This window comes from Echinicola jeungdonensis (assembly GCF_030409905.1).
Classification (GTDB): domain Bacteria; phylum Bacteroidota; class Bacteroidia; order Cytophagales; family Cyclobacteriaceae; genus Echinicola; species Echinicola jeungdonensis.
In genome coordinates, this window is sequence record NZ_JAUFQT010000002.1 from 787,891 (window position 1) to 814,875 (window position 26,985).

The 26,985-nt window shown below is 37.9% G+C and carries 25 protein-coding genes and 2 tRNA genes; 21 read left to right on the plus strand and 6 right to left on the minus strand.

Annotation, left to right across the window (positions count from 1 at the left end):
- The first annotated feature begins 121 nt into the window (after window positions 1-121).
- Both QWY93_RS16630 and QWY93_RS16635 read left to right on the plus strand, forming a co-directional pair.
- Window positions 122-3,004 carry a TonB-dependent receptor gene (locus QWY93_RS16630; protein ID WP_290249544.1) on the plus strand — a complete coding sequence of 961 codons (2,883 nt, stop codon included), beginning with the start codon at window positions 122-124 and terminating at the stop codon, window positions 3,002-3,004.
- A gap of 14 nt (window positions 3,005-3,018) precedes the next feature.
- The gene (locus QWY93_RS16635; RefSeq protein WP_290249545.1) at window positions 3,019-4,482 is read left to right on the plus strand and encodes a hypothetical protein; all 1,464 of its coding nucleotides are present in this window, start codon (window positions 3,019-3,021) and stop codon (window positions 4,480-4,482) included.
- 198 nt (window positions 4,483-4,680) lie between these two features.
- Here QWY93_RS16635 and QWY93_RS16640 read toward each other — a convergent pair whose 3' ends face one another.
- The 3 genes from QWY93_RS16640 to QWY93_RS16650 all read right to left on the minus strand — a co-directional run bounded on the left by QWY93_RS16640 (window position 4,681) and on the right by QWY93_RS16650 (window position 5,420).
- Window positions 4,681-4,902, minus strand: a complete 222-nt coding sequence (locus tag QWY93_RS16640; RefSeq protein WP_290249546.1) for a hypothetical protein — start codon at window positions 4,900-4,902, stop codon at window positions 4,681-4,683.
- A gap of 345 nt (window positions 4,903-5,247) precedes the next feature.
- A tRNA-Glu gene (locus QWY93_RS16645) sits at window positions 5,248-5,319 on the minus strand.
- Between the two features lie 26 nt (window positions 5,320-5,345).
- Window positions 5,346-5,420, minus strand: a tRNA-Glu gene (locus tag QWY93_RS16650).
- A gap of 193 nt (window positions 5,421-5,613) precedes the next feature.
- Between QWY93_RS16650 and gap the strand changes: the two genes are divergently transcribed.
- The 3 genes from gap to QWY93_RS16665 all read left to right on the plus strand — a co-directional run bounded on the left by gap (window position 5,614) and on the right by QWY93_RS16665 (window position 8,327).
- Complete coding sequence (gene gap / locus QWY93_RS16655) at window positions 5,614-6,648, plus strand: type I glyceraldehyde-3-phosphate dehydrogenase (protein ID WP_290249547.1); 1,035 nt, start codon at window positions 5,614-5,616, stop codon at window positions 6,646-6,648.
- Window positions 6,649-6,931: 283 nt separating this feature from the next.
- Entirely contained in the window at window positions 6,932-7,183 is a 252-nt protein-coding gene (locus QWY93_RS16660) for a YdeI/OmpD-associated family protein (protein ID WP_290249548.1), read from the plus strand.
- Between the two features lie 247 nt (window positions 7,184-7,430).
- Window positions 7,431-8,327, plus strand: coding sequence for a cation diffusion facilitator family transporter (locus QWY93_RS16665; protein ID WP_290249549.1), 897 nt, complete (start codon window positions 7,431-7,433; stop codon window positions 8,325-8,327).
- Here the strand turns inward: QWY93_RS16665 and QWY93_RS16670 are convergent.
- Window positions 8,321-9,193 (minus strand): AraC family transcriptional regulator, encoded by an 873-nt coding sequence (locus QWY93_RS16670; protein ID WP_290249550.1) that lies wholly within the window; start codon window positions 9,191-9,193, stop codon window positions 8,321-8,323. The two genes, QWY93_RS16665 and QWY93_RS16670, sit on opposite strands and share 7 nt — an antisense overlap.
- A 325-nt stretch (window positions 9,194-9,518) precedes the next feature.
- Between QWY93_RS16670 and QWY93_RS16675 the strand changes: the two genes are divergently transcribed.
- From QWY93_RS16675 to QWY93_RS16705, 7 genes are all read left to right on the plus strand, one after another.
- Complete coding sequence (locus tag QWY93_RS16675; protein ID WP_290249551.1) at window positions 9,519-9,713, plus strand: hypothetical protein; 195 nt, start codon at window positions 9,519-9,521, stop codon at window positions 9,711-9,713.
- Window positions 9,676-10,596: an enolase C-terminal domain-like protein gene (locus tag QWY93_RS16680; protein ID WP_290249552.1), complete on the plus strand. Its 921-nt coding sequence runs from the start codon at window positions 9,676-9,678 to the stop codon at window positions 10,594-10,596. The genes QWY93_RS16675 and QWY93_RS16680 overlap by 38 nt, the downstream gene beginning before the upstream one ends.
- Before the next feature lie 83 nt (window positions 10,597-10,679).
- Window positions 10,680-11,435, plus strand: coding sequence for an SDR family NAD(P)-dependent oxidoreductase (locus QWY93_RS16685; RefSeq protein WP_290249553.1), 756 nt, complete (start codon window positions 10,680-10,682; stop codon window positions 11,433-11,435).
- Window positions 11,436-11,510: 75 nt separating this feature from the next.
- A complete protein-coding gene (locus QWY93_RS16690) occupies window positions 11,511-12,368 on the plus strand; it encodes a fumarylacetoacetate hydrolase family protein (protein ID WP_290249554.1) in 858 nt (285 codons plus the stop codon).
- A gap of 74 nt (window positions 12,369-12,442) precedes the next feature.
- Window positions 12,443-13,270 (plus strand): amidohydrolase family protein, encoded by an 828-nt coding sequence (locus tag QWY93_RS16695; RefSeq protein ID WP_290249555.1) that lies wholly within the window; start codon window positions 12,443-12,445, stop codon window positions 13,268-13,270.
- A 224-nt stretch (window positions 13,271-13,494) separates the two neighbouring features.
- A complete protein-coding gene (locus tag QWY93_RS16700) occupies window positions 13,495-13,821 on the plus strand; it encodes an L-rhamnose mutarotase (protein WP_290249556.1) in 327 nt (108 codons plus the stop codon).
- 142 nt (window positions 13,822-13,963) lie between these two features.
- The gene (locus QWY93_RS16705) at window positions 13,964-14,674 is read left to right on the plus strand and encodes a 3-keto-disaccharide hydrolase (RefSeq protein WP_353959667.1); all 711 of its coding nucleotides are present in this window, start codon (window positions 13,964-13,966) and stop codon (window positions 14,672-14,674) included.
- A 168-nt stretch (window positions 14,675-14,842) separates the two neighbouring features.
- Here the strand turns inward: QWY93_RS16705 and QWY93_RS16710 are convergent, their stop codons facing one another.
- Both QWY93_RS16710 and QWY93_RS16715 read right to left on the minus strand, forming a co-directional pair.
- A complete protein-coding gene (locus QWY93_RS16710) occupies window positions 14,843-16,591 on the minus strand; it encodes an ABC transporter ATP-binding protein (protein WP_290249557.1) in 1,749 nt (582 codons plus the stop codon).
- Window positions 16,592-16,717: 126 nt separating this feature from the next.
- Complete coding sequence (locus QWY93_RS16715; protein ID WP_290249558.1) at window positions 16,718-17,386, minus strand: MCP four helix bundle domain-containing protein; 669 nt, start codon at window positions 17,384-17,386, stop codon at window positions 16,718-16,720.
- A gap of 772 nt (window positions 17,387-18,158) precedes the next feature.
- Here QWY93_RS16715 and QWY93_RS16720 point away from each other — a divergent pair.
- The 9 genes from QWY93_RS16720 (at window position 18,159) to QWY93_RS16760 (ending at window position 26,934) form a co-directional block, all read left to right on the plus strand.
- Window positions 18,159-18,614 carry a hypothetical protein gene (locus tag QWY93_RS16720; protein ID WP_290249559.1) on the plus strand — a complete coding sequence of 152 codons (456 nt, stop codon included), beginning with the start codon at window positions 18,159-18,161 and terminating at the stop codon, window positions 18,612-18,614.
- A 71-nt stretch (window positions 18,615-18,685) separates the two neighbouring features.
- Window positions 18,686-19,564 carry a pirin family protein gene (locus tag QWY93_RS16725; RefSeq protein WP_290249560.1) on the plus strand — a complete coding sequence of 293 codons (879 nt, stop codon included), beginning with the start codon at window positions 18,686-18,688 and terminating at the stop codon, window positions 19,562-19,564.
- Window positions 19,565-20,052: 488 nt separating this feature from the next.
- The gene (locus QWY93_RS16730; protein ID WP_290249561.1) at window positions 20,053-20,664 is read left to right on the plus strand and encodes a fumarylacetoacetate hydrolase family protein; all 612 of its coding nucleotides are present in this window, start codon (window positions 20,053-20,055) and stop codon (window positions 20,662-20,664) included.
- Window positions 20,651-22,519: a M23 family metallopeptidase gene (locus QWY93_RS16735; RefSeq protein ID WP_290249562.1), complete on the plus strand. Its 1,869-nt coding sequence runs from the start codon at window positions 20,651-20,653 to the stop codon at window positions 22,517-22,519. The genes QWY93_RS16730 and QWY93_RS16735 overlap by 14 nt, the downstream gene beginning before the upstream one ends.
- 64 nt (window positions 22,520-22,583) lie before the next feature.
- On the plus strand, window positions 22,584-23,033 hold the full coding sequence (gene bcp, locus QWY93_RS16740; RefSeq protein WP_290249563.1) for a thioredoxin-dependent thiol peroxidase: 450 nt from the start codon (window positions 22,584-22,586) through the stop codon (window positions 23,031-23,033).
- 10 nt (window positions 23,034-23,043) lie between these two features.
- Window positions 23,044-23,895 carry a transketolase gene (locus QWY93_RS16745; protein ID WP_290249564.1) on the plus strand — a complete coding sequence of 284 codons (852 nt, stop codon included), beginning with the start codon at window positions 23,044-23,046 and terminating at the stop codon, window positions 23,893-23,895.
- A gap of 133 nt (window positions 23,896-24,028) precedes the next feature.
- Window positions 24,029-24,997, plus strand: coding sequence for a transketolase family protein (locus QWY93_RS16750; protein ID WP_290249565.1), 969 nt, complete (start codon window positions 24,029-24,031; stop codon window positions 24,995-24,997).
- A 111-nt stretch (window positions 24,998-25,108) separates the two neighbouring features.
- Window positions 25,109-26,029 (plus strand): DUF6807 family protein, encoded by a 921-nt coding sequence (locus QWY93_RS16755; protein WP_290249566.1) that lies wholly within the window; start codon window positions 25,109-25,111, stop codon window positions 26,027-26,029.
- Between the two features lie 140 nt (window positions 26,030-26,169).
- Complete coding sequence (locus QWY93_RS16760; protein WP_290249567.1) at window positions 26,170-26,934, plus strand: cyclase family protein; 765 nt, start codon at window positions 26,170-26,172, stop codon at window positions 26,932-26,934.
- The last annotated feature ends 51 nt before the right edge of the window (window positions 26,935-26,985 follow it).

Sequence of the window (26,985 nt, forward strand, 5' to 3'; positions counted from 1 at the left end):
TATTATCACCCCAAAATAATCCAATAAAAAGCCCTATTAATCAACTTATTAAGTTATATTTAATATAAGCAACGCCACAAAAATTAACCAAAAATGTCCAACCCAATTCCCAATATTAATCATGAAAACTTTTTTTTCAATTGGATGTTTGCCAGTTATATTGCTGTCAATATTCTTGTCCTTTTTTACCGATAATGTCATTGCCCAAACCAGCATTTCAGGGTCGGTAAAAGATGGGGAAAATAATGAACCTTTGATTGGGGTTAATATCCAGGTCAAAGGAACAATCATCGGCACCACTACAGATTTGGATGGTAACTTTTTGTTGGAAATTAATCAATCCCCACCCCTTACCTTAATATTTAGCATGGTTGGCTATGCTAAAGAGGAAATTGGAATTTCAAGTGCTGAAACTAAAAACTTAAATGTTCAACTTCAGGAACAAACACTTTTGGGCCAGGAGGTTGTAGTTTCTGCCTCAAGAGTAGAAGAAAGCATTCTGACCTCCCCTATCTCTATCGAAAAAATGGATATCCTTAGCATCAGAGAAAATGCCAGCGACACCTATTATAAAAGTATTGCAAACCTTAAAGGTGTGGACATTACTTCTTCCTCTATCAACTTTCAAATACTCAATTCCCGAGGGTTTAATTCCACAGGAAATATCCGTTTCGTTCAATTGATAGACGGCATGGATACTCAGGCACCAGCGCTTAATTTTCCTATTGGAAACCTGAACGGACCATCGGAGTTGGACGTGGAAAGTGTGGAATTTATTCCAGGGGCATCATCAGCCTTATATGGACCTAATGCATTTAATGGTATCCTATTGGTAACAAGTAAAAGCCCATTTGAATACCAAGGATTAAGTGCTTATTACAAACAGGGAATGAACCATTTCAACAGCAATGCTGAAGAACCTACTGGTGCTCCTAGACCTATGTATGAGGGTTCCATTCGCTATGCAAAAGCATTCAATAACAAGTGGGCTTTCAAAATCAATGGTACATTTATGCGAGCCACTGACTGGTATGGAACTGATAAAACAGATTTAAATATTAGCAGCCAGGGCAACCTACCCTTTAACCCAGGGGCAAATAGGGTCCACGTATTTGGAGATGAAGTTTCCAGTAATATTGGACTATTAAGAAATCTATCCACTATCCAACAACAAGCTGAAGCATTAGGTCTAAGTGCCTATGTGAGCAGTATCCCTGACCAGGTGGTATCACGAACGGGATATGATGAAAGATATTTGGTAGACTATAATGCAGCAAATTATAAGATAAGTGGTTCATTGAATTACAGGTTAAATGACTTTTTAGAACTCTCCTATTCCCTCAATTTCGGTTCAGGAACCTCCGTATATACCGGTGCCCAACGGTATTCCTTAAAAAACTTTGCTATCACCCAACATAAATTGGAATTAAAGGGTGACAATTTCTTCCTCAGAGGCTATACCACCAGGGATAACTCAGGAGACTCCTATATAGCTGATATTACTGGAGTAAATATTAACAGCATTTGGAAGGATAATTCAACTTGGTTTGGAGAATATACCCTTGCTTATATGGGTGCTCTTGCCCAACAAGGGGTTCCGGGAGGAGAATTTGGGTCAACAACTCAACAAGCTGCTGCCCACCAAGCAGCCAGAAATTTTGCAGATCAAGGTCGGATTCTTCCTGGAACACCAGAGTTTGAGGAGGCACAAGCCAGCGTCCGATCAGATTTTATTCCTACAGGCTCCCTTTTCAATGAAAAATCAAAAATGTATTTGGCAGAAGGACAATACAATTTTAAGGAGGAAATTCCTTTTTTAGACATGCAAATTGGAGCTACTTATCGCTTATATGACCTGAATTCTAACGGTACCGTTTACGCAGATGTAAAGGGAAATGATATTACCATTACGGAATATGGGGGCTTTGTTCAGGCATCCAAGCAGTTGCTAAATGAAAAACTAAAGCTGATGGGGTCTATTCGTTATGACAAAAACGAAAATTTTGAAGGCCAATTTAGCCCCAGAGTTTCAGCCGTGATCAGTCAGGGAAACAGTAATATCAGAATGTCCTATCAAACTGGTTTTAGAATGCCTGACACACAGGGACAACATATTGACCTCAATGTTGTTTCAATGAGATTATTGGGAGGTCTCCCTTACTACAGGAACAAATACGACATATTCAATAATGCCTTTTCTTTAGCCTCAGCAAATGAATATGCAGCAGCAGTTGGGGCTGGAGCCAGCCCAGTTTCTCCTGAAGCAACCTCTTTGTTAAAACCAGTCAATTCTTTGCCGGAACTTAGACCTGAAAAAGTAAAAGCTGTGGAAATAGGTTATAGAGGATTATTGGCAGATAGCAGGCTGTTGATTGATGTGGCCTATTATTACAGTTTATATGATAATTTTATTACTCAGACAGCTGTAAGAAAAGCACCAGGTCCAGTTTATCCTAACCCAATCAATATGGAACAACTAGCTATTAATGCTGTAAATGCCCCTAGCCTACTAACGCCTGTTACCACTATTGGGGAAGAAAACACTTTCTCCACATATACAAATATCGAGGGTGATAACGTAAAAGCAAATGGAGCAACTTTGGGAGTAACCTATAATCTTCCCAAAAACTTCACATTAAGTGGAAACTACAATTATAATAAACTCTTATCCGATATTCAGGAAGGGTTCCTCAATGATTTCAACACACCAGAGCACAAAATCAACCTTTCCTTTACCAATAGGAAGTTAACTGAAAACCTTGGATTTAATATTTCCTACCGTTTCCAAAGTGATTTCAGGTGGGAATCCTCATTTGCTCAGGGAAAAGTCCCTTCAATCCAAAATTTGGATGCTCAGTTAAGTATTAGGTATCCCGACTCTAAAACAAAACTAAAAATTGGGGGCGCTAATATTTTAAACAACCGATATTTTTACAATTTTGGAGGGCCGCTAACCGGAGCAATTTACTATATGTCCATCACTTTTGATGAGTTGTTAAATTAAACCGGACTGAAGCCATGAAAAATAAATGTAAAACCTTCTTTCTATTAACAAGTTTTTTTTTCACAGCCTGTCAGTATGATTTTCCTGAACTCCCCTCCAATGAACCAACCCCGGGGAATGCTGATTTTTCAAAAATGATTTCTGTAGGGAATTCAATTACTGCTGGATATATGGATGCTGCTCTTTATAACCGTGGCCAACAAAACTCCTTTCCTGTTATTTTGGCGGATCAATTAAAATTGGTCAATGGTGGAGAATTTAATATACCGGATATTAATTCAGAAAACGGTTTTTACACGATGGGACCGAATGGGCCCCTGGGAAGATTGATATTGACCATAGATCCTGCAACAGGAAATGCAACTCCTGAACCCATTGGACCAGGTGATATCCCAATGGCCTATACAGGTGAAGTATCCCAATTAAACAATTTTGGAGTACCAGGAATTACTTTGGGGCTGGCTTTAACACCATTGACGGGGGGGCCAAATAGTGAACAAAACCCAGCATTTAATCCCTTATATGCCCGATTTGCAAGTGATCCGGGTACTTCAACAGTTATCGGGGATGCAGCGATGGCTTTGGCCAACGGTGGAACTTTTTTCACCTTTTGGCTGGGTGCCAATGATGTGATTGGCTATGCCGTTGGAGGTGCGTCAAACCCTGCAATATTAACATCTGATGCCGATTTTCAATCCCAATTCACTGCCGCTTTGGGAACCATCTTAAATGCCAATTCCAATGCAAAGGGGGTAGTGGTAAACATACCTAATATCAATATTTTGCCCCATTTTAACCTTGTTCCCATCAATGCCCTTCCATTATCAGAAACAGAGGCCAACCAAGCAAATTTAAGCTATGCATTATACAATGGAGGCCTAGCCCAAGCTGCAAGTAATGGGTTAATTTCACAAGAGGAAATGCAATACCGAACCATCACCTTTGAAACCGGCCAAAATCCCTTCGTAATGGAAGATGAAAGTTTAACGGATTTAAGTATACTGGGCTTACCCTCAATAAGACAAAGCAAAGAAAGTGATAAAACAGTATTAGCCTTATCCCAAACTTTGGGGATGCCATCTTCCCAAAATCCTCAAGGGATTAGGGGGCTAACCTTCCCCGTAGAAGATCGCTTCATTTTGATTCCCGATGAGCAAAAAGAAATCATGGCCAAGATCAATTCTTTTAATAGCTACATAGAGGCTGCTGTAAATTCAAATAGTGATCGATTGGTAATGGTGGACGCCGCCCAATTGGTGGAACAAGCTACTGCAGGAAATTTGAATGCTGGAGGGGTAAGTTTAACTAATAGCATCATCCCACCTACTGGGGGAATTTCTCTTGATGGGATTCATCCTAATGGAAGGGGAAATGCCTTTTTGACTAATTTGATCATCGAAAACATCAACTCTAAGTGGAATGCAAATATCCCTAGAGTAAATCCCAATGCCTATGTGGGAAACGACCTGCCCCAGTAAGAAATTGAGAATTTATTATTACGGGAAAGTATTAACAATTATTTTATTTGTAAGGGTACAAGGTTCTACCATTTGAAAAAGATATTCATTTAGGGAGTAAATGATAACCTATAAAATGAAAGAGTGTATTTTATATTGCTAAAAAAAGGTGCCTTAAATAAGGCACCTTATATTATGTTTTTAACTTCAGGATAAGGATTAATTATTTCCGTCACCTTCAATTTCTTCAGTTGTTTCTTCAACTTTTTCTTTTACATCCTCAGCCGCTTCGTCTACGGCTTCACCAGCATCTTCCATTGTGTTTTCTACAGCATCACCTGCTTCCTCCATTTTTTCTTCAGCGCTGTCTTTTTTTTCATTTCCACAGGAGTATAGTGAAAGCATTCCTGCTACAGCGACTAATGTTAATACTTTTTTCATAATCATATTAGTTAAAAATTAGTGTTTAGATTTATAATTTTCTTTACAAAGGATATGCCAATTTCAATTATTATTTAATAATATAACTGAACTCTTTTTTATTATATTATGAAACCTTATTCATTTATTCCTTTCAAGGATTAGCATTTTTCATAAAATTACAATAAAAAATTTTTTTTTATTGGTATTAAAAAATGGTTACAGGAATTGGATTAGCTATAGAACAAAAAAAGCCGACCCTTATTAAAGATCGGCTTTCATTCACTTTAACCACTAACAACCATAAAACAAAAATTCATCATGCTATAAGCAATCAGAAAATGATGATTACATCACTTTGTTTAGTAGTCCGTACGGGAATCGAACCCGTGTTTCATCCGTGAAAGGGATGCGTCCTAACCCCTAGACGAACGGACCTTGATACAGAAAAGCGGGATGTAAAGTGGTAGTCCGTACGGGAATCGAACCCGTGTTTCATCCGTGAAAGGGATGCGTCCTAACCCCTAGACGAACGGACCAGTTTGTTTTACTATCCGTGCCTTTCTGTAAGGTGATGCAAATATAGAGGCTTAAATTTACAATGCAAAACACTGCCAAAAATTATTTGGCTTTTTGTTTTTAACCTATTGGATATTAGCTATAAAAATATTCTTGTGGTGAAATTACAGTTACTTTAGTAATTTCACCACTACAAAAAGCAATAAAAAATCAATGACAAAATTAAGGGTAGCCATTAATGGATTTGGACGGATTGGCAAATTGACTTTTAAATTATTATTAGAAAAGAAAAATATAGAAGTGGTTGCTATTAATGACCTGATGGATACCAACACCTTGGTGCATTTGCTCAAATACGATTCTATCCATGGAAAATTTGAAGCCCCAATACAGGTCTTGGAAGACCAAATCACGGTCAAAGGCCAAAAGGTCCGCATGTATAGTCAAAAAGATCCAGCTGACTTGCCCTGGAAATCCCTTGATGTGGATTTGGTCATTGAAGCTACTGGGAGATTTACCCACCGGGAAGGGGCCGAAAGACACTTGGTAGCCGGTGCTAAAAGGGTGATCATCTCAGCACCTGCCCAAAGCAAGGATATCCCTACCGTTGTTCTGGGTGTGAATGAAGGAATCCTCTCTGGCGAAGAAACAATTATTTCCAATGCCTCCTGCACGACCAATTGCCTGGCTCCAATGGTCAAAATTTTGGACGATGCCTATGGTGTGGATAAGGCATTTATTTCCACAGTCCACGCTTATACAGCCGATCAAAATATTCAAGATGCCCCACACCGTGATCTAAGAAGAGCAAGGGCAGCTTCCTGTTCTATCATTCCCACCACAACCAATGCTGCCAAAGCGGTAGAATTGGTCCTCCCCCACCTTTCAGGAAAACTCCATGCCATGGCTTATCGTGTTCCAGTTCCTGATGGGTCATTGACCGAATTAAATGTAGTTCTCCAGCAGGAAACCAACCTACAGGAAATCAAAAAACTCTTTAAAAGTGCTTCAAAAGAATCAATGCAGGGAATTTTAGCCTATACCGAGGATCCTATTGTTTCTTCCGACATTATCGGAAATCCGTATTCCTGCATATTTGATTCAGACTTAACAGTAGTTCAAGGAAACTTTGTGAAAATTATTGGTTGGTACGATAATGAATCCGGATATTCCAACAGGATGTTGGATCTCATCCAAAAATTAATCCAGATAAAATCTCCAAAAAGCACCCACTTTAGGGCCCATTAATAATAAACCTGATCAAATTTGAAAATTATAAACTCCAAACTGGAAAAATTTGATTTTAATATTTAGCAATACTATTTCCCTTTACCGGAAGAAATAGGCCGTAAATTTTTAGAGGATGATAACCGAAGGATTATTTGTTCAGTGGGTTGTGTGGAAATCTGGACAGCATTGATAAAAAGCAATGAATATTGGTCTATTCTTGTAAATAAACTCATTAAGGGAAAAGGTTAAATTAAAATTTTGCTGCCTGTTATCTTTAAAATATTAAAGATTCTCTTTTGGAATGGAAATACCAGAAGAATTGCAGGTATTGCTGGAACAAGACCGAGAAGAGAATAATTATTTCCAAGGGTTAACTAAGGGAAGGCAAAAGAACTTAATTTTTATTGTCAGCAAATTCAAAAGCACCCATAACCCACTTAATATTTATAAAGCCTTGGCGAATGTTGAACATCTCAAACAGGTGAAAATGGAATTAGATTTCAAAAAATTAATGGAAATGATTAAATATTATAATTACCTACAAGGATTATAAAAATCAGCTTATTTAAAAACAAGGATCCCCATTCTTGTTAACATGTTTTCAAGTGGCCAGAATGAATTATCATAATTATCGGTTTGAACTTTTTAATCAATGATCTTGCCTCTTTTGCCTTTGATTGATCTGATTTTCCTGTAAAGAAACCCACCAGGGGATTATCAAAAGCACAGCTTTTTATCACCCAATTCTTTGGTAAGCACCAAATTATTTTTACTAGTTTTAACAAACTCCATAAAAAATTATGTCAGAACATCATCATCCCAAAAAAAACATCCAATTGGCATTTTTCCTCAATTTGGGGTTTACGATTTTGGAATTTATTGGGGGATTTTACACCAATAGTATCGCCATTATATCAGATGCGTTGCATGATTTAGGGGACAGCATTTCTTTAGGGATTTCATGGTATTTAGCCAGAAAATCGACCCAAAAAGCCACTAGTACTTTTACCTTTGGCTTTAAAAGATTTTCTCTGTTAGGTGCCCTGATCAACAGCCTGATCCTAATTGTAGGAGGTGTTTTTATTATCAAGGAAGCCATCCAAAGGTTAATTACCCCGGAATTTTCCGACGCAAAAGGCATGTTGATATTTGCCCTTATTGGGGTAGCAGTTAATGGATATGCTGCCTACAAGCTCAGCCATGGTAAGACCTTGAATGAAAAAGTGGTATCCTGGCATTTATTGGAAGATGTACTTGGCTGGGTAGCAGTTCTTTTAGGGGCTTTGGTTTTACTGATTGTCAAAACCCCATATGTGGATCCGGCTTTGTCCTTAGGTATTTCCCTGTTTATCCTTTGGAATGTATTTAAAAGATTAAAAGACACCATTTATGTATTTCTCCAGGCAAGCCCCAAGGAAATCAATGAGGAAGAAATCATGGAGGAATTACAAAAAATCCCACATGTGGAATCCCTTCACCATATTCATATTTGGTCATTGGATGGGGAAAAACATGTCTTTACTGCCCACATCAAGCTAAAACATATCCAACAATTGAAAGAGGTCATTGATGTAAAAAATAGTGTAAAAAAAGTCCTCAAAGGATACCCTTTTTCACACCATACGATTGAAGTGGAATTACCGGAAGAAATTTGTCCTTTAGATCCAGAAATGGAAAATTCAAATAAAAATTATTGATGGATTTTATGCTTTTTCACATATTCTGATGGAGATATGTCCATGACATTTTTAAACTGCCTGTTGAAGTTGGAAAGATTATTAAAACCACATTCAAAACCAACTTCTGATATATTCCTTTTTTCTTCCATCAACAACTTACAAGCAAATCCTATCCTGATTTCATTTAAGAACCGGGAATAAGGCTTTTGGGTTGCTTTCTTAAAATACCTGCAAAATGCCGTTGGATTAAGGTGAACCAAATTGGCCACCTCTTCCAGGGAAATATTCCTTTTGAAATTATTGAAAGTAAAGGAGTAAACTTTGTCAACCCTATCATCTCCAGAATTATGGAGCGGGAAGGTGAAGCCTTCATTGCTTAACAGCTCATATTTTGTCTCCTGAGAAAGTGTACCCAGAAGCTCCAATAACATGACTAACTTGTCAAGTCCCTTGGCCTGATCCATTTTCTCAAGGAGAGTTACAGCTTTTCCCCTTATTTCTCCTTTGAAATTTATCCCTTGTTTGGCCCGGTCCATTAATCTTCGCAATGGGGTTAACTCAGGCATTTGTAGGAAGGATTTCCCAGCAAAATTTTGGTTAAAATGAATGCTGTAAGCTTCAGCATGCAACTCATTTTTTTTTTCAAAGTATTCGGGGTCATTTTGCCAGAGATGAGGCAGGTTTTCCCCAATTAATATCAAATCACCTTCCTTAAACTTTTGGATATTATTTCCGATAAAACGTGTACCAGTGCTTTTTATAATATAAACTAACTCCAGTTCGCTGTGATAATGCCAGACATCCAAAAAGTTAGAATATGAATGTTTGGCTACTGTAAATGACCGGTCAAAAGGACTTTTTCTTTCAAGTAATTTTGCTTTCATAGGGGTTAAAAATTTGGTTATTTATTGAATTCCTTGTCAACTGGCTCATCACAAAAAGATTCCTCCCTCTCATGCAATCGATTGCAATTTAAAAAAAGAAAATTCATTAGCAAATTTTACCTTTTTAATTAACCTAAGATAATAATAAGGCAAAAATAGTATGTGAAACAATAAAAATTTGGATAGCACCACTTTTGTAAAAAGTAAAAATTTGAAAAAATTTTATCAAACCCAAAAGCCAATAAGAATGGCAAAAAAATAGGAGATTTTTTTAGTAAAGGATATCCGTTTTCCCACCAGCCGAGAAAAACTTGTCTCCGATGCCATGAATCCTGATCCGGATTATTCTGCAGCATATATCATATTAAAAACTAATCAACCGGGATTGGAAGGTCATGGATTGACTTTTACTATTGGCAGGGGAAATGATATCTGTTGTGCAGCCATAAAAGCCATAGCTCCCCAAGTGGTTGGAAAATCTCTTGAAGCTATCACAGCGTACATGGGCGCTCATCAATAGTGACAGCCAAATCAGATGGCTTGGCCCTAAAAAAGGTGTGATTCACCTTGCCGCAGGAGCACTCATCAATGCAGTATGGGATCTCTACGCCAAAGCTAAGCAAAAACCCCTTTGGAGATTGTTGGGGGAAATGTCCCCTGAACAACTTCTTTCCTGCATAGATTTCAGCTATATCACCGAAGTACTTACCAAGGAAGAGGGCTGGAAGCATATCAAAATGAAAGTGGGCTCCAATCTTCAGGACGATTTAAGAAAGGCAGCGATTATCCGGGAAGAAATAGGAGATGAAATGTACCTGATGATGGATGCCAATCAAAGGTGGGAAGTTGATGAAGCCATTGAAAACTTGAAAGCCCTGGCCCAGTTCAAGCCTTTGTGGATAGAAGAACCTACAAGGCCGGATGATATTTTTGGCCATAAAACGATCAGCGATGCTGTAAAGCCAATTTTGGTGGCGACTCGTGAACACGGTCAAAATCGGGTGATCTTTAAACAATTGATAAAGGCTGGTGCTTTACAAATTTGTCAAATTGATAGTTGCCCCGTGACTGGAGTAAATGAAAACCTTGCCATAATGCTTATCGCCAAAAAAAATAATGTCCCTATTTGCCCTCATGTTGGTGTAGGTCTTTGCGAATATGTTCAACCTCTTTCAATGTTGGATTTTATCTTTATTAGCGGGACTATGGAAAACCGGGTGATTGAATATGTGGGTCATTTGCACGAACATTTCATTGATCCTGTAAAAATAAAAAATGGAAAGTATCAAGTCCCTACTTTTCCCGGCTACAGTATTAAAATGAAACCCCAATCTCTTAAAGCTTACGATTTTAATCATGGACAGGTATTGTTGGAGGAAATTCATTTAAATTCTCCAAATTGAAAATACAGCAACCTACAGGATGGCTATTTAATCTGAAACATCTATTTTCAAGTTTTGTTAGTTGATTTGAAAAATAGTAATACATGCAAAATAAAACCATTTTAATAACCGGAGGGGCTAGCGGAATTGGCCTGGCCATGACCACAAAATTTGCCGAAAAGGGTGGTCAAGTTTATTTTATAGATTTTGACCAAAAAGCTGGGGAAAAAGTGCAGGAAGAATTAACAGCAAAGGGTCTTAAAGTCAGTTTTTTACAAGGAGATGTTTCCAAAACAGCAGCTGTAAAATCTTTAGTGGAAAGTATCCCCGAAAATTTGGATGTATTGATCAATAATGCGGGAATTTCTCATGTAGGGAACCTTGAAAATACCAAGGAGGAAGATTTTGACAGGCTGTACGAAGTGAATGTTAAAGGGATTTATAATTGTACCTTGGCTGCCTTGCCAAAAATGAAAGAAAAGGGCGGTTCTATCATCAATATGGCTTCGGTAGCATCCACCATGGGCTTGGCAGACCGTTTTGCCTATTCCATGACCAAAGGTGCGGTGCTTTCCATGACCCTTTCTATTGCAAGGGATTATGTGGATTATAATATCCGTTGCAATGCTATATCTCCTGGAAGGGTGCATACCCCATTTGTGGATGGATTTTTAGCCAAAAACTATCCAGGAAAAGAAAAGGAAATGTTTGATAAACTAGCCGCCACACAACCAATTGGTAGAATGGGCAAACCAGAGGAAATTGCAAGCATGGCCCTTTACCTTGCCTCTGACGAAGCCAGCTTCCTAACCGGAGGAAATTATCCCATAGATGGTGGTTTCTTAAATTTAAAAACTTAAAACAAAGGTCAAATTATTTGAACATAATTCAAAACCATGACTGTTAACAAGCAGTCTAAACCAAAATAAATAGAAATGAAATTATTAAGATTTGGAAATACCGGTGAAGAAAAGCCCGGAATAGAAAAAACAGACGGAACTTGGATTGATTGTAGTGCTTTTGGAGAAGATTGGACGGAAGATTTTTTAGATAAGGATGGTTTAAAAAGATTATCAGCCTGGTTAAAAGATCATGAAGGAGAATGCCCCGAAGTAAATAAGGAAACTCGACTCGGCCCTCCTATCAAGCGACCTTCCAAAATCATATGCATAGGTTTGAACTATTCGCTTCATGCCAAAGAAAGTGGTATGGAAGTGCCTAAACAACCGGTAATATTTATGAAAGCCACATCATCTCTTACCGGTCCCAATGACAATATCATCATTCCAAGAGGGTCAGAAAAGACGGATTGGGAAGTGGAGTTGGCCGTTATGATAGGAAAAAGAGCAAGCTATGTGGATAAAAAAGATGCCATGGACTATGTGGCTGGATATTGCTTATTGAATGATGTTTCAGAAAGAGATTATCAACTTAACCATGGTGGGCAATGGGTAAAAGGAAAAAGCAATGATACCTTCTCCCCGCTTGGCCCCTATTTGGTGACCAAAGATGAAATAAAAGATCCTCATAATTTAAGACTGTGGCTAAAAAGAAACGGAGAAATGCTGCAAGATAGCAATACTTCTGACCTGGTTTTTGACATCCCAACTTTAGTCAGTCATCTAAGCAATTATATGACCTTGTTACCTGGTGATATTATTTCCACAGGTACCCCAGCTGGCGTTGGTCTTGGCCTGAATCCACCGACTTTCCTCAAAGAAGGGGACGAAGTGGAATTAGGCATTGATGGATTAGGTACTTCCAAACAAGTAGCTGTTAATTACAAAGGTTAACAATGACTCCTTTATTTTAAACTGGCAACCCCATGGGGTAGCCAGTTTTTTTATAACCACATAAAAATCATGATATGAAAATAGACGCCCACCAGCATTTTTGGGAATACGAACCCGTAAAGCATGAATGGATTGACCAAAGTATGTCAAAGATCCAAAAGGATTTTCTCCCCTCTGATTTAAAACCTCTTTTGGATAAGGAAGGAATTGATGGATCTGTTGTCGTTCAGGCTGATGAATCTTTGAGTGAAAATGAATTTTTGCTTAGGCTAGCCCAGGAAAATCCATGGATCAAAAAAGTTGTAGGCTGGGTTGACTTAAGTTCAAAGGGTGTTCAAAAGGATCTGGAGAATTATAAGCAGGAAGAAAATATGGCCGGCTTCCGAATGATTTTACAAGGTCAACCTCCTGAATTGATGGAGCAAAAGGATTTTAGAGAAGGTTTGACCAAATTGGGTAAATTGGATTACACTTATGACATTTTGATTTTCCCGCACCATTTGGAAGCAGCAATTGATCTGGTCAAAAGTTTCCCCAACCAGCCTTTTGTGATTGACCACTTGGCCAAACCTTATATCAAAGATGGAAAGATAGATGAATGGGCCAAACAGATGAAAATAATGGGCTCATTTGATAACGTCAATTGCAAAGTTTCAGGGATGGTTACTGAAGCCAATTGGGATAATTGGAAAAAAGAGGATTTCAAGCCCTATATGGAAGTTGCATTAGAAGCATTTGGCAGCAAAAAATTGATGTTTGGATCCGATTGGCCGGTGGCTTTGGTAGCATCTACTTATCCGTCAAATATTGAAATAGTCCGGAACTTTATCCAATCATTGAGTCAGGAAGAACAAGAAGATATCATAGGCAAAACTGCAGCTAAATTTTATGGCATTTCTTAGGGATTTGGGAATGAAACTTCACTGAAAATCTTCTTTAGATATAGATAGCATAAAGCTGAAAGCCGAAAGTCAAAGGCCGAAAGCAGAAAGCCTAAGGCTGGAAGCTCGAAACCGAATGTGAAAAGCTAAAAGTCAAATTCTTGGAGACCAAGGCTCAACTTTAAAAAATCCGAAGGCAAAGCCATCGGACATCCCCATTTTATTTGAAATACATTTGAATCAAAATGTCCAAAAAATACGCTCTTACATTAGATTTGAAAGATGACCCTCAATTGATTAAAGAATATGAGGCATATCATCAAAAAGTCTGGCCTGAAATACTAGAAAGTATTAAAAATGCAGGTATACAAAATATGGAAATTTTCCGCTGGAAAACGAGATTATTCATGTTAATCGAGGCCGATGAAGGATTTTCCTTTGAAAAGAAAGCCCAGATGGATGCTGACAATCCTAAAGTCCAGGAATGGGAAAATTTGATGTGGAAATATCAAAAGGGGCTCCCAGGAGTACCTGAAGGCGAAAAATGGCAAATAATGGATAGGATTTTTTAGGGTTAATTTGAAAATGGCCAAAAATGGTGTTTTGACCGGAGATGAAATTTTTATTTAGTTTACTTATATTTTAGCTAAATCAATTTACCAAACCCAAAATGGACACATCAATTAAAGTAAAAGCCTTATAGATCTTTTTCTTATTATTCATTATTTCATTAAAGCAATCTTATGCCCATATGCCCAAAATCATTTGGGGGTTGGTGCTGAAATGCCACAAAATGCGGAACTTCTTTTCGATGGAAGTAAGGAATTGTTGCATGAAAAATGGACTTACTGGGAGGGGCCGAGGTTAGCGGCCACACTTCCTATTAAATGGCAAATAGTTGCAGATCCTGTGAATGATGGACCAGCTTTAAGCAGCAATGCCCCTGCAGGAACAAATGAAAAATATGGAGCTGAAGACATTGTAACCAAAGAAAAGTTTCGCGACTTTAGGTTGCATGTTGAATTTTTGATTCAAAATGAAGGAAGTAATAGCGGGGTTTATCTCCAAAACCGCTATGAAATTCTGGTTTTAGACGGAGATTCAACTACCCATGGAATGGCTGCCATCATTAATGAAAAAGCTGCTCCTTACCATATTTATTATGGATTGGGCAATTGGAATGCTTATGATATCGTATTCCGGTCCGCCCGATTTGGAGAAACCGGAAAACTTATTGAAAAAGCATTGGTTACCCTATATTTCAACGGCCAAAAAGTACATTCCAACGAACATATTAAACAAGTTTGGGGAAGTGAATTTTCAGGAATAGATGGTGGAAATGAGGGAGGAAAAGGGATAACCAACCGTCCCAGTGGAATAAAACTTCAGTCAGAAGGACACGATGTGCTGTTTAGGAATATTTGAATAGAAAAATTGGATTTAAAATCTTCAGACACGGATTTTTAGAATCAAGTTTTAGAGTCCCATCGGCTTAGCTGTGGGACCTTAATATCCTGTATATCGTGGTTGTTGAAATCATCCAACAACTTGGGATCATCTAAAATCTTGATACCAGCTACTTGATACTTTCCCTTAGATTCTAGCCTGGTAAGTATAAAGCTCATAATACCTTCCCTGCAGGTCCATCAACTCCTGATGCTGGCCTCTTTCTACAATTTTGCCCTTTTCGATGACCAAAATCTGATCCGCCTGGCGGATGGTGCTGAGACGGTGGGCGATAACAAAGGTTGTTCTTCCCTTCATCAAATCTTTTAAGCTGGATTGGATCAGGGTTTCACTTTCTGTGTCCAGATTGGAAGTAGCTTCATCCAATATCAAAATCCGGGGATCAGCCAAAATAGCCCTGGCTATGGCAATTCTTTGCTTTTGCCCTCCGGAAAGTTTTACACCCCGCTCCCCTATTAAGGTATCAATACCTTCCTCAAACCTATCGGTAAATTCATGCACATAAGCTGCTTGAATGGCCTGCATCAACCGGTTCTCCCCGGCATTTGGACGTGGAAATAAAATATTTTCACGGATGGTCCCCTCAAACAAAAAATCATCCTGAAGCACCACACCCAATTGGCTTCGGAAACTGGACAAATTAACCTGAGCCAAATCCTGCCCATCAATAGTTATAATACCATCCCTTGGATTAAGAAAAGATGCTGCCAAGCCAGCTATTGTTGTTTTCCCGGATCCTGAAGTTCCCACCAATGCGGTCATTGTTCCTGCAGGTGCTTCAAAACTAACACCTTTGATTACTTCCTTTCCCTTTTCATAGGCAAAATGGACGTTTTCAAAAACAACATCCCCATGGATTTTTGGCAATTGGATATCCCTAACTTTTTCATCCTCTTCCAGAGGCAGATTCATAATATCCTCTGTCCGGTCCAAACCGGCAAAAGCTTCTGTCAATTGACTTCCGATATTACTCATCTGGACTATGGGTGCAATCATAAAAGCCAGGTATAAGGTAAAAGCTAAAAAATCCCCAATAGACATTTCACCTTCGATGATAAAATAACCTCCCATTCCCATAATGCCAGCAGAAGCTATCCCCAGCAAAAATGTGGCTGAGCTAGTCACCAAACTGGTGGCAGTAAGGCTTGATTTGATGTTTAAAAATAACTTTATCACTCCATCCTCAAAGGTTTTTGTTTCTTGGCTTTCAGCATTAAACCCTTTGATCACCCGGATTCCCCCCAAAGTTTCAGTAAGCCTTCCTGTTACATCTGCATTGATTTTTCCTCTCTCCCGAAAAATGGGCCTTATTTTCCCAAAAGCCTTCAAAGAAATCAACCCAAAAATGACAACAGGTACCAGGACATATAAAGTCATCATCGGGCTTATAATGATCAAAAGGACCAGACAAATTATAGAAGTCAACACCCCTCCAACCATTTGGGCCAAGCCTGTTCCCACCAAATTCCTAACCCCTTCCACATCAGTCATGATTCGTGAAACAAGTTCCCCTGTTTTTGCATTATCAAAGAAACGGATGGGAAGATGGATAATGTGCTTTTGGACTTTTGATCTCAACTTGGCAATCAAATGCTGAGCTTCTACACTTAAAATTTGGGTCAAAGCAAAAGAAGTAACTGATTGAATAGTAACTGCAATCCCCACGGCAATCACTAACCATTTTAGCAATTTCATATTATTATTGGGAATCACTTCATCCATCAAAAATTTACTGGCACCCGGCAAAACCAAACCAGCCAATCTGCTTATTATGATCAATCCCAATCCAAAAAACAAGTGCTTTCTCCTTGGCCAAACAATAGTTTTAAACACATGAGTAATGGTGACTTTTCTTTCCTTTCGGGATCTATTCATTAAAAAAAGATTTAATTCATTGGTTCTTAAAAGTAAAATTAAAAAGGGGAATCTGGAATGGGATTTAAAAAATAAATTTCAGTATTAAAAAATGGCAAAATAGTAAGCCACCTTCCTGATCTAGATTTAATTTAAATGGGAAGTTTGCCTAAACTTGGATTTTACCGTTTCCGAACTAAATATTAATGCATTGATCAACAAAGCTAAAACCACCAGAATGGCCATCTCAAAACGGGTCAAAACCAAACTACCTGACCGGATTTTTTGTGAATAATCATTTAAGGCTTTTCCTACTGCCAACTGAACATCAGAGAGCTTGCTCAAATTATCCTTGGCCTGATTCAATGTCGCTTTCGAATGCTTCTTAGCCAATAAGAATCGTTCCTGTTTGAGGTCAGGTTTTGCTAATATTTCTTCAATCAATTTCAAATGAAGGATATTCTCCTTTAAATCGGATAAATAAACCGCCTCATTTTCAGTCAACAATGTATTTTCAAACTCCACCAAGATAGAATCAATAAATTCATTATGAGACTGGTATTTCTCTTTTTCCAATAAAAAATCTGATGGTTGTTGAAGTTGTTGAATTATTAATTGCTTTTGATAAAGTTTATCGGAAAGCTGGAAGATATAACTTTCAGGCAATAGCCTATCTTCATAAAAAGTAGAAAATGAAGCTGTTAAATCTGAAACTTTTTCCTCATCAAGAATATTTTTCACAAATACAGAAAAAAACACTACTGCTAAAAGAGCAGCAATGGTGAGTTTATTCTTGATACTGTAGGTCCATCTCATGATTTGCTCCTTTCCGGATTTGTTGCAAAACTTTTAATGTCATTCTTGGATTGAGAAGTCATTAGCAGCTGGATTTTCCCATTGTTATTGCTAATGATCCATTGATTAACATTTATTTAACAAACATATCACCATTTAAATAATTTTCATTGATTATTAAAAAAATAATTCCATGACCCTTCTCATTATTTTTAAGGCCTACTTTTAGGCCGCAAATTTTATTAGGGGAGACCTGCCCCGGGAATTTTAAAAAAAGGATCGATACATAATATTAAAAGACAAAAAACCCTTCCCTTTTTAATTCTTTATATGCTGGAATTCTGGATTTCGTTTTTAATTTCCGTCTGGAAAACAATTTTCTCGTAATTGCCATTTCCTTGAATTTTAATCTCTTTTATTTCTGAGTTTAATTTTACTTTCATAAAATTGGCCCGGAAGGATGCCAAAAAAGTATTCAAAAAATTGAAATTTTATTCAGAGAAAAAAGTCAATAAAGGTAAATTTTTGATTGTTAACTCCAACAAAACATCTAAGTTTATTGCCATTAAACCCACTGATAGATAACACGTTATACACTTATAACTATTCTAATAACATTTTATAATATTTAAAATCACAATTTAAAAATAACCTTTCTTAAAACCATTGAATCACCACATTTTGTTGATACATTTTTTTTTCAAACCAACCAATATTTTTTATTGTTTCCTTGTATAAAATTGGCAAAAAATGGTTATCCTTATATCATAATTGATCCCTAAATACCCAGATCATGCAAACTGCCGACCTTATACAACTATTAGAATTAACCCCAAATTTGCAATTGAAACTGGAATATTTACCAGCTTCATTTGTACAAAGTGGTTCAAAAATCCAATCCGTCCTTTCTGTTTCTAAGGAAAATACAATTTCCAAAGAGGGTAAAGAGACTCATCTGGTAATAACCGAAAATAAAACCGATATGGTTATCAGAAATCTTTTCACAAAGGATGTGTTAAAACTTTTGGAGGAAAGTTCTGTTGATCCCAATTCGGTTGTAAAAATAAAATATGGAAACGAATCCTTTAAAACTGCCCTATTGGATATATCGGAAATTGAAGTGTTCGATAAGGCCATGACCTTCAAATTGTTTTTCACAAACAATCCAGCAACTTCCCAACAAGAAAAAGTGGAAAAACAAAAGAAAAAGGAAAATCCAATAACCATTTTTCATTATTCCAAAAATTAATGTATAAATTTAGAAAAAACCAAATAAACTTGGTACCTTCCTGGAGTTCCACATCTCAAAACAAATAATTCATGTCCACCTTGGATCTCATTATAGCTGAGCGAAGTCGGGATATTGGGGATTTTCTGGTAGGAAGATTATTACCTTTCAGAAAAAAAAGAATGGTGGGGCCTTTCGTATTTATTGACCATATGGGGCCATCAGTCATTGGCCCTGGTAAATACATGGACATTGACCAACATCCACATATTGGTATTTCAACCCTTACTTTTTTATTGGAAGGGGAAATGGTTCATGAAGATAGTTTGGGAACCAAACAGCTTATAACTCCCGGATCAGTTAACTGGATGACAGCTGGAAAAGGGGTTACTCATACAGAAAGAACTCCCCAACATTTGCGTAAAGGTCAAAACTTTCCATTTCATGGGTATCAGATTTGGGTGGCTTTGCCGAAAGAAAGGGAAGATATGGATCCTGAATTTCACCATATTGATGCAAGGGAACTTCCTTATTGGGAAGAAAATGGGGCATCATTTACTTTGGTAGCAGGAAATGCATTTGAAAAATCATCTCCTGTGCCCGTTCATTCTGAACTTTTTATGGTGGAAATTAAAACCAATCAAGATTTTGACTTGGAAATTGCAGGGCAATTAAATGGAGAAATTGGGATATGCATCGTGGAAGGGAGCGTTACAGCTTGTGACAATAAAATAGATGCAGGCGATTTATTGGTTTCAAAAATTGATAACCAATGTGCCCTAAAAATCAAGGAAAATAGCCATCTCCTCTTATTTGGAGGGCATCCATTTCCAGAAGAAAGATTTATCGATTGGAATTTTGTATCCTCGGAAAAATCAAAAATTGTTCAAGCAAAAAAATTATGGGAAGAAAAAAAGTGGCCTATGGTCAAAGGTGACAAATCCTATATTCCCCTCCCCTCACTAGACTAAAAGAGCCCTATTTTAAAGAGATTTGATCATTATTAGCCCTACGTAAAATTACCACAGCTACATTGGTAAAATAAGTCAAAATCAATAATCAAGATAGTGGTTATGGTAAAAAATAAATTATCAAAATTCATTTTTTACCATTTATTTTTTTTGAATTGCTCTACTAACCTTCTTTTCAATATTTCTTCTGCCATGCATATTCTTCCTCATAGGGACATTATTAAATAGCGCATTTGATTTCCAATTTTAAAACCTTTATTTAACTCTCCTTTCACCAGGTTTCAAAACCCTAGTTAGAATCCAACAAATAACCTTTTCCGATTCAAAGGGAAAACCTTTCATCCATTTTTTTATTGCAGAATGGCATTTTTATTGAAAGTGGAAATCCTTCCCAAAAGGAACTATCGATCAAAAACATTTTATTAATCCATGCTTATATAGTTTCTTTGTGGGAAATTTGTCCCAACACCTTATTAAATCCCGCTTGCATGAAAATAATAGCAATTGGTCGTAATTATGTGGAACATATAAATGAATTACAAAATGAAAAGCCAGGGGCTCCAGTAGTATTTTTAAAACCTGATACTGCCCTGTTAAAAAATAATATGCCATTTTTTTTACCGGAATTTTCGGATAATGTTCAACACGAAATAGAACTTGTCCTTAAAATCAACAAAGAGGGGAAATTCATCAAAAGGGAATTTGCCCATCGGTATTTTGATGAAATTGGGATTGGGATTGATTTTACTGCAAGGGACCTCCAATTACAATGCAAAGAAAAAGGACTTCCCTGGGAAATTGCCAAAGGCTTTAATGGTTCTGCCCCTATTGGCTCTTTTTTGCAAATTAGCGAGTTTAAAGACCTTAATGATATCAATTTCAAGTTAGATGTAAATGGAGAGCTTGCACAAAAAGGTAATTCTTCTTTGATGCTTTTTGATTTTGGGGTCATAATAGAATATATCTCCAAATTTTTTACTTTAAAAAAAGGAGATTTAATATTTACCGGAACACCAGTGGGTGTAAACAAAGTCCATGTAGGAGACCGGTTAGAGGGGTATATTGAGGATAAAAAGCTGTTGGATTTTGAAGTTAAATAAAAACCTGGTATTCTTTCTATTATTACTAAGCTGTTTTTCTGCTTCTGGGCAAGTGGAAAAAGGTTACTACCTATTTCCAATAAATCCAGGTCAACAAAATTTCCTGGCTGGAAACATGTCAGAAATCCGGTCCAACCATTTTCATAGTGGCTTAGACATAAAAACCGAAGGAAGGCAAGGGCTTCCTGTTCACGCTGCAGCAGATGGCTATGTCCAAAAGATAAAAGTTTCTTCTTTTGGATATGGAAATGTGCTATTCTTAAAACACCCAAATGGTCAATATACCGTTTATGCCCACCTGAAGGATTTTGCCCCTAAAATAGCCCAATACATTTGGCAGAAAATGGCTGAGGCCAAACAAAACAGTTTAGAGGTTATCCTCGAACCCGGGGTATTAAGGGTAAGCAAAGGGGATACCATTGCCTATTCTGGAAATACAGGAAGTTCAGGAGGTCCCCATTTGCATTTTGAGATCCGTGATTCACTAGAAAGGGCTTTGGATCCATTAAAATTTGGATTTGATGAGATCAAAGACAGCACCCCTCCAATAATTGCCGATGTTGCCCTAAGCCCCTTGGAATACAACAGTAGAATCAATGGAAAATTTGAGAGAACAGAATTAAGGATTAATTACCGAGGCAACAAATTCGTTGTAGACCAACCGGTAACCATAACAGGAAAAGTTGGAATTGAGATTCGGGGTTATGATAAACTGGATGGAATGTATAATCCCAATGGCTTTCCATTGTTTAAAATATATGAAAGTGGAAAGCAGACCTTTGAAATAGATGTTGATAAAATTGATTTTGAAATTGGAAGGTTTGTCTTAAGGCATACTTATCGAAACCGATATACTAAACTTTACCGGGTTCCTAACAATCCATTTGACTTTTACTATCCTGACAGTGTTTTTAGTGGAGCAATCCAAGTTGAACCTGATTCAACAAAAGATGTAAAGGTAGAAGTGCAGGATGCTTACGGAAATACCAGTCTCCTTGAACTTCAGTTTAAAGGAGAAAAGGAAGAGATTAAAAGCAATGGTTCTTATCCAGGTGGTTCACTTCCAAAAATAGAAAACCATAATAAATGGATGGTCCTACACGCTCCATTGGAAAAAGAAGGGAAATTGGCCATGTTTTACGTTAATGGCTTTATGATGGATGTACAAACAGCTTATGAATCAGCCCACCACAGAACCTACCTTTGGGACTTGAATTATGGAATTCCTGACTCCGTGGATGTTTGTACTTCTATGGTTTACCCAGAAGTGGAAGCGAGAATCCCATTCCAGGAGGAGATTTATTACACTAATGGAAAGACATCAATTCAATTTGACAAAAACACCTTGTTGGATGATCTCTTTCTCAGGGTAAACTATAAAGAATTTGAAAATAGACCCGCTTTGGAAATCAATGACGAACATGAATACCTCAGGAATCCCATGGAGGTAAGCATGTCGACTGAGGGCTTTGAAGGAGATACCAGCAAACTTCATGTGTATCAACTTTATCCCAACGGATGGAAAGCATTCCTGGGGGGAAAATGGGGAAATGACCATATCAGGTTTAATACCAAAAAATTTGGTACTTTTGTACTCGATAGAGATGACAGTCCCCCAACAATAAGACCGATAAGAATCAATTCTTCCCAATTAAGGTTCTATATTCGAGATGATTTGTCCGGAATAAAGGACTTTAAGCTCTGTGTAAACGGAGAATGGGTCATTCTACGGTATGAACATAAACATGGGGTCATATGGACAGAAAAGCTAAACAACAAGCCATTCAAAGGCAAAATTGAGCTTAGTGTCACTGATAATGCTAACAATACAGAAAGATTTATTAGAAATTTATAGCATTATCCGAAATAATTTATGAAATTTAAATGTCAAAAATACACTTAACCTAAAAACAATTTGTATGTCATTAGAAGTAGGAAAGAAAGCCCCTGACTTTGAAGCCAAAGATCAAGATGGAAATACCATCAGGTTATCCGATTTCAAAGGGAAGAAAGTAGTACTCTATTTTTACCCTAAGGACAATACCCCAGGATGTACAGCTCAGGCTTGCAATCTAAGGGATAATTATGATGCATTATTAGATGCAGGTTATGTAGTATTGGGCATTAGTCCGGATTCTGAAAAATCCCACAAGAAATTCATTGAAAAGCAAAATCTTCCTTTCCCTTTGATTTCTGATGAAGACAAGACTGTCCACAACTTATATGGTACCTGGGCAGAGAAAAAGAATTTCGGAAAAACTTATATGGGCACGGTACGAACTACCTTTGTTATAGATGAAGAAGGTAATTTGGCCGAGATCATCGATAAAGTAAAAACAAAAGAGCATTCTAATCAAATCCTTAAATAATTCCTTTAAAATGGAAAAACTCTCAATCGACCAATTGAAAAAAACCTGTTCTCAAGTTAGAAGAGACATTGTACGCATGGTGCACGCTTGCCAATCAGGCCACCCAGGTGCGTCATTAGGTTGTACTGAATTTTTTGTTGCGCTGTACTTCAGCCAACTTAACCACAATAAAGATTTCCAAATGGAAGGAAAAGGTGAAGACCTGTTTTTCCTTTCCAATGGACACATTTCTCCTGTATGGTACAGTGTGCTGGCCAGAAGCGGTTATTTCAACCTTGAAGAATTAAGCACCTTCCGTCAAATGGACAGCAGGCTTCAGGGTCACCCTGCCACAGAAGAAGGCCTTCCAGGAATCAGAATTGCCTCCGGATCATTGGGTCAGGGACTTTCTGTAGCCATTGGAGCTGCCCAAGCCAAGAAAATCGACGGAGATGACAGCACCGTTTATGCCCTAATGGGGGACGGTGAACAGCAGGAAGGTCAAATCTGGGAGGCAGCCATGTATGCTCCCCACCACAAAGTGGACAACCTGATTGCTACCATCGACTTCAATGGCCAACAAATTGACGGTCCTACCAAAGATGTCATGGACTTGAAAGACTTGAAAGCTAAATGGGAAGCTTTTGGTTGGGAAGTGATGGAAACCCCAAATGGCAACGATATGGAAGCCGTATTGGAAGGTTTGGAAAAAGCTAAAAGTTTGCTAGGAAAAGGCAAACCTGTATTGAACCTTTTGCATACTGATATGGGCTATGGTGTTGATTTCATGGTTGGTACCCATAAGTGGCACGGTATTGCTCCAAATGATGAGCAATTGGAAAAAGCTTTGGGTCAACTGGAAGAAACCCTGGGCGATTATTAAGTACAAAGTATCCAGTACGAAGTATCAAGTAATTGATTACAGCGTACTTAATTACACGGATATTGAATTGTCGATTCCCAAATAAATATTCCTCGACCATTCAATTATTCAACATTTCAACAATTGAAAAATCATGGAAAAGACATTAGAAACTAAATTCACATATACTGAGAAAAAAGATACCCGGTCCGGTTTTGGAGATGGGTTATTAGAAGCCGGAAGGAAAAATCCCAACGTAGTGGGACTATGTGCAGACCTTATTGGTTCGCTTAAAATGGGGGATTTCCAAAAAGAATTCCCTGAAAGATTCTTCCAAGTTGGAATTGCAGAAGCCAACATGATGGGCTTGGCTGCTGGTATGAGCATTAATGGTAAAATCCCTTTTACCGGAACTTTTGCCAACTTCTCTACAGGTCGTGTGTATGACCAAATCCGTCAATCTATAGCTTATTCTGAGAAAAACGTAAAAATATGTGCTTCTCACGCTGGTTTGACTTTAGGAGAAGATGGTGCTACCCATCAAATACTGGAAGATTTAGGCATGATGAAAATGATGCCCAATATGACTGTAATCAATCCTTGCGATTATAATCAGACCAAGGCAGCAACCATAGCTATCGCTGATTATGAAGGTCCTGTTTACCTGAGATTTGGTCGTCCAAAATGGCCTATTTTCACTCCTTCTGATCAGAAATTCGAAATTGGAAAGGCCTGGAAAATGATCGAAGGTAAGGATGTAACCATTTTTGCTACTGGTCACCTTGTATGGGAAGCGGTTGTTGCTGAAGCTCTATTAAGAGAGGAAGGCATCAGTGCTGAGGTAATCAACATCCACACCATAAAACCTTTGGACGAGGAAGCCATTCTGGATTCTGTTGCTAAAACTGGATGCTGTGTTTCTGCTGAAGAACACCAGTTGAATGGTGGTTTGGGAGATGCAATTGCCCAAACTTTGATTAGAAACAACCCTGCTCCTATGGAATATGTTGGTGTAAATGATTCCTTTGGTGAATCCGGAAAACCTGATGCCCTCCTTCAGAAATACGGTTTGAACGCTGAAAATATCGTTAAAGCAGCCAAAAAAGCTCTAAGCAGAAAATAAAAGGTAAATTACAGACCTCTTCCTAAAAACAGTAACCTACCCTGCAAAAGCAGTACAGGTTACTGTTTTTTTTGTTTTAAATTGGAGAAAGAAATTTAAAATCAACCCAAAATGAAAAACCTCATATTATTTTCTCTCTGCTATATTTTATTCACCTTTTCCAATCCGTTACAAAGCCAAACTTTAAACTTTGAAAAAAATAAAGAAGGGATTTGGTTGAAGGAAAATGGTAATCCAAGATTTTTTTACCGGATGACCACCAAATCAAAGGGGGGGGAATACCCAAGGGCCAATTATATCCACCCTTTATACAGTTTGGACGGGGAGCCTTTGACTGAAGATTTTCCGGAGGACCATTACCACCATAGAGGCATTTTCTGGACCTGGCACCAGCTATATGTGGATGGAATAAGAGTAGCAGACCCCTGGCTTTGCGAAGGGATTTCCTGGGAGGTAAAATCAACCAACACCAACATTAATGATGGAAAAGCCATTTTGGAAGCTCATGTTTATTGGGAAATTCCCCAGTTGGAAAACCAAGCAGTCTTGAAAGAAAAGGTCCTAATAAGCTATGAACGTTTGGAAGAGAATGTCTATGCTTTAAGTTTTGATATTGATCTTCAGGCTCTGGTGGACAATTTGGAAATTGGGGGATCGGAAGATGCAAAAGGCTACGGGGGATTTTCACCCAGGATTGACCTACCTGAAAATATACGGTTTAGTGATATCAATGGAAATGTAATGCCCCAAAACCTTGCTGTTCAAGCTGGACCATGGATCAATTTAAGTGGTGATTTTAGTCCCAAAACAAATGGCATTACCATCATGGGAGAACCTGAAAAACTTCCCTCATTCCAAGGCTGGATATTAAGGAGTGCTAAAAGCATGCAAAATATGGCATTTCCAGGACGAAAACCAATAAAAATCCCAAAGGGAAAAAACCTCAATATTAGAAACCGAATCCTCGTCCACAAGAATCTGACTTCAAAAGAAATTGAAAAATATTATCAACAATTTTCAAATAAAAAGTAAAGGAAGGCTTAATAAAGCACTATAGACTTAACACTACTCCCACTATTGGAGACCCTTTTGTTGGCAAATAAAACTATTCCTGATAGGTTTGTAGCCTAAAAAAGTTTTTAATCATTTTTTTTATAAGTAAAAATTAATCCATGACAAAAATTATAGACCTGTCCAAACCCATTCAATACAATAAGGAAGACCCTTGGTTTATGAGGGTAAAAATTAAGCATAAACCCCACCGGAAAGCCAAATGGTTAATCAGGGCCCTTGGTTTACCCTTTAGGCTTTTTCCTAAAGATTTTACTGGATGGGCAGATGATTTGATTCAAAAATTGGGTGTGCATTCCACTACCCATATCGATGCACCTTGGCACTTTTCCCCCACCACCAATGGGGCCCGTTCCAAAACCATTGATGAAATTCCCCTGGAATGGTGCTATGGAGAGGGTTTGGTCATTGATATGCGGCACAAGGAAGATTTTGACCCTATAACCATTGAGGATATCAAAGAATTTTTGTCTGCAGAAAATTTGGAGATCAAGGAAAATATGATCGTATTGATCATGACAGGCAGGGATAAATACAATGGAACCAAAGATTTTCATAAAAAAGGTACTGGAATGGGTAAATCGGCCACCGAATGGCTGATTGATCAAGGGGTGAAAGTAATGGGCATAGATTCCTGGGGCTGGGACCTTCCTCTGCCCTATATGATCCAAAAAGCCAAAGAATCAAATGACCCTGATTTATTTTGGGAAGCGCATCTGGTTGGAAAGGAATATTGTCATATGGAACAATTAGTCAACCTCGAACAACTTCCTTATTCAGGTTTTAAAGTGGCTGCATTTCCTTTAAAATTGGTAGGAGCTTCTGCAGGTCCCTCTAGGGTTGTGGGAATCTTAAATGAAGATTAATGGAAAAACAGGTCAAACCAATGTTAGACCTGTTTCTAAAAATAAAAGCTT

Bases quoted from the DNA above. Each gene is read 5' to 3' on its own strand.
- QWY93_RS16630 (WP_290249544.1), top strand. From the start codon at position 122: ATGAAAACTTTTTTTTCAATTGGATGTTTGCCAGTTATATTGCTGTCA.
- QWY93_RS16635 (WP_290249545.1), top strand. From the start codon at position 3,019: ATGAAAAATAAATGTAAAACCTTCTTTCTATTAACAAGTTTTTTTTTC.
- QWY93_RS16640 (WP_290249546.1), bottom strand. From the start codon at position 4,902: ATGAAAAAAGTATTAACATTAGTCGCTGTAGCAGGAATGCTTTCACTA.
- gap (WP_290249547.1), top strand. From the start codon at position 5,614: ATGACAAAATTAAGGGTAGCCATTAATGGATTTGGACGGATTGGCAAA.
- QWY93_RS16660 (WP_290249548.1), top strand. From the start codon at position 6,932: ATGGAAATACCAGAAGAATTGCAGGTATTGCTGGAACAAGACCGAGAA.
- QWY93_RS16665 (WP_290249549.1), top strand. From the start codon at position 7,431: ATGTCAGAACATCATCATCCCAAAAAAAACATCCAATTGGCATTTTTC.
- QWY93_RS16670 (WP_290249550.1), bottom strand. From the start codon at position 9,193: ATGAAAGCAAAATTACTTGAAAGAAAAAGTCCTTTTGACCGGTCATTT.
- QWY93_RS16675 (WP_290249551.1), top strand. From the start codon at position 9,519: ATGAATCCTGATCCGGATTATTCTGCAGCATATATCATATTAAAAACT.
- QWY93_RS16685 (WP_290249553.1), top strand. From the start codon at position 10,680: ATGCAAAATAAAACCATTTTAATAACCGGAGGGGCTAGCGGAATTGGC.
- QWY93_RS16690 (WP_290249554.1), top strand. From the start codon at position 11,511: ATGAAATTATTAAGATTTGGAAATACCGGTGAAGAAAAGCCCGGAATA.
- QWY93_RS16695 (WP_290249555.1), top strand. From the start codon at position 12,443: ATGAAAATAGACGCCCACCAGCATTTTTGGGAATACGAACCCGTAAAG.
- QWY93_RS16700 (WP_290249556.1), top strand. From the start codon at position 13,495: ATGTCCAAAAAATACGCTCTTACATTAGATTTGAAAGATGACCCTCAA.
- QWY93_RS16710 (WP_290249557.1), bottom strand. From the start codon at position 16,591: ATGAATAGATCCCGAAAGGAAAGAAAAGTCACCATTACTCATGTGTTT.
- QWY93_RS16715 (WP_290249558.1), bottom strand. From the start codon at position 17,386: ATGAGATGGACCTACAGTATCAAGAATAAACTCACCATTGCTGCTCTT.
- QWY93_RS16720 (WP_290249559.1), top strand. From the start codon at position 18,159: ATGCAAACTGCCGACCTTATACAACTATTAGAATTAACCCCAAATTTG.
- QWY93_RS16725 (WP_290249560.1), top strand. From the start codon at position 18,686: ATGTCCACCTTGGATCTCATTATAGCTGAGCGAAGTCGGGATATTGGG.
- QWY93_RS16730 (WP_290249561.1), top strand. From the start codon at position 20,053: ATGAAAATAATAGCAATTGGTCGTAATTATGTGGAACATATAAATGAA.
- bcp (WP_290249563.1), top strand. From the start codon at position 22,584: ATGTCATTAGAAGTAGGAAAGAAAGCCCCTGACTTTGAAGCCAAAGAT.
- QWY93_RS16745 (WP_290249564.1), top strand. From the start codon at position 23,044: ATGGAAAAACTCTCAATCGACCAATTGAAAAAAACCTGTTCTCAAGTT.
- QWY93_RS16750 (WP_290249565.1), top strand. From the start codon at position 24,029: ATGGAAAAGACATTAGAAACTAAATTCACATATACTGAGAAAAAAGAT.
- QWY93_RS16755 (WP_290249566.1), top strand. From the start codon at position 25,109: ATGAAAAACCTCATATTATTTTCTCTCTGCTATATTTTATTCACCTTT.
- QWY93_RS16760 (WP_290249567.1), top strand. From the start codon at position 26,170: ATGACAAAAATTATAGACCTGTCCAAACCCATTCAATACAATAAGGAA.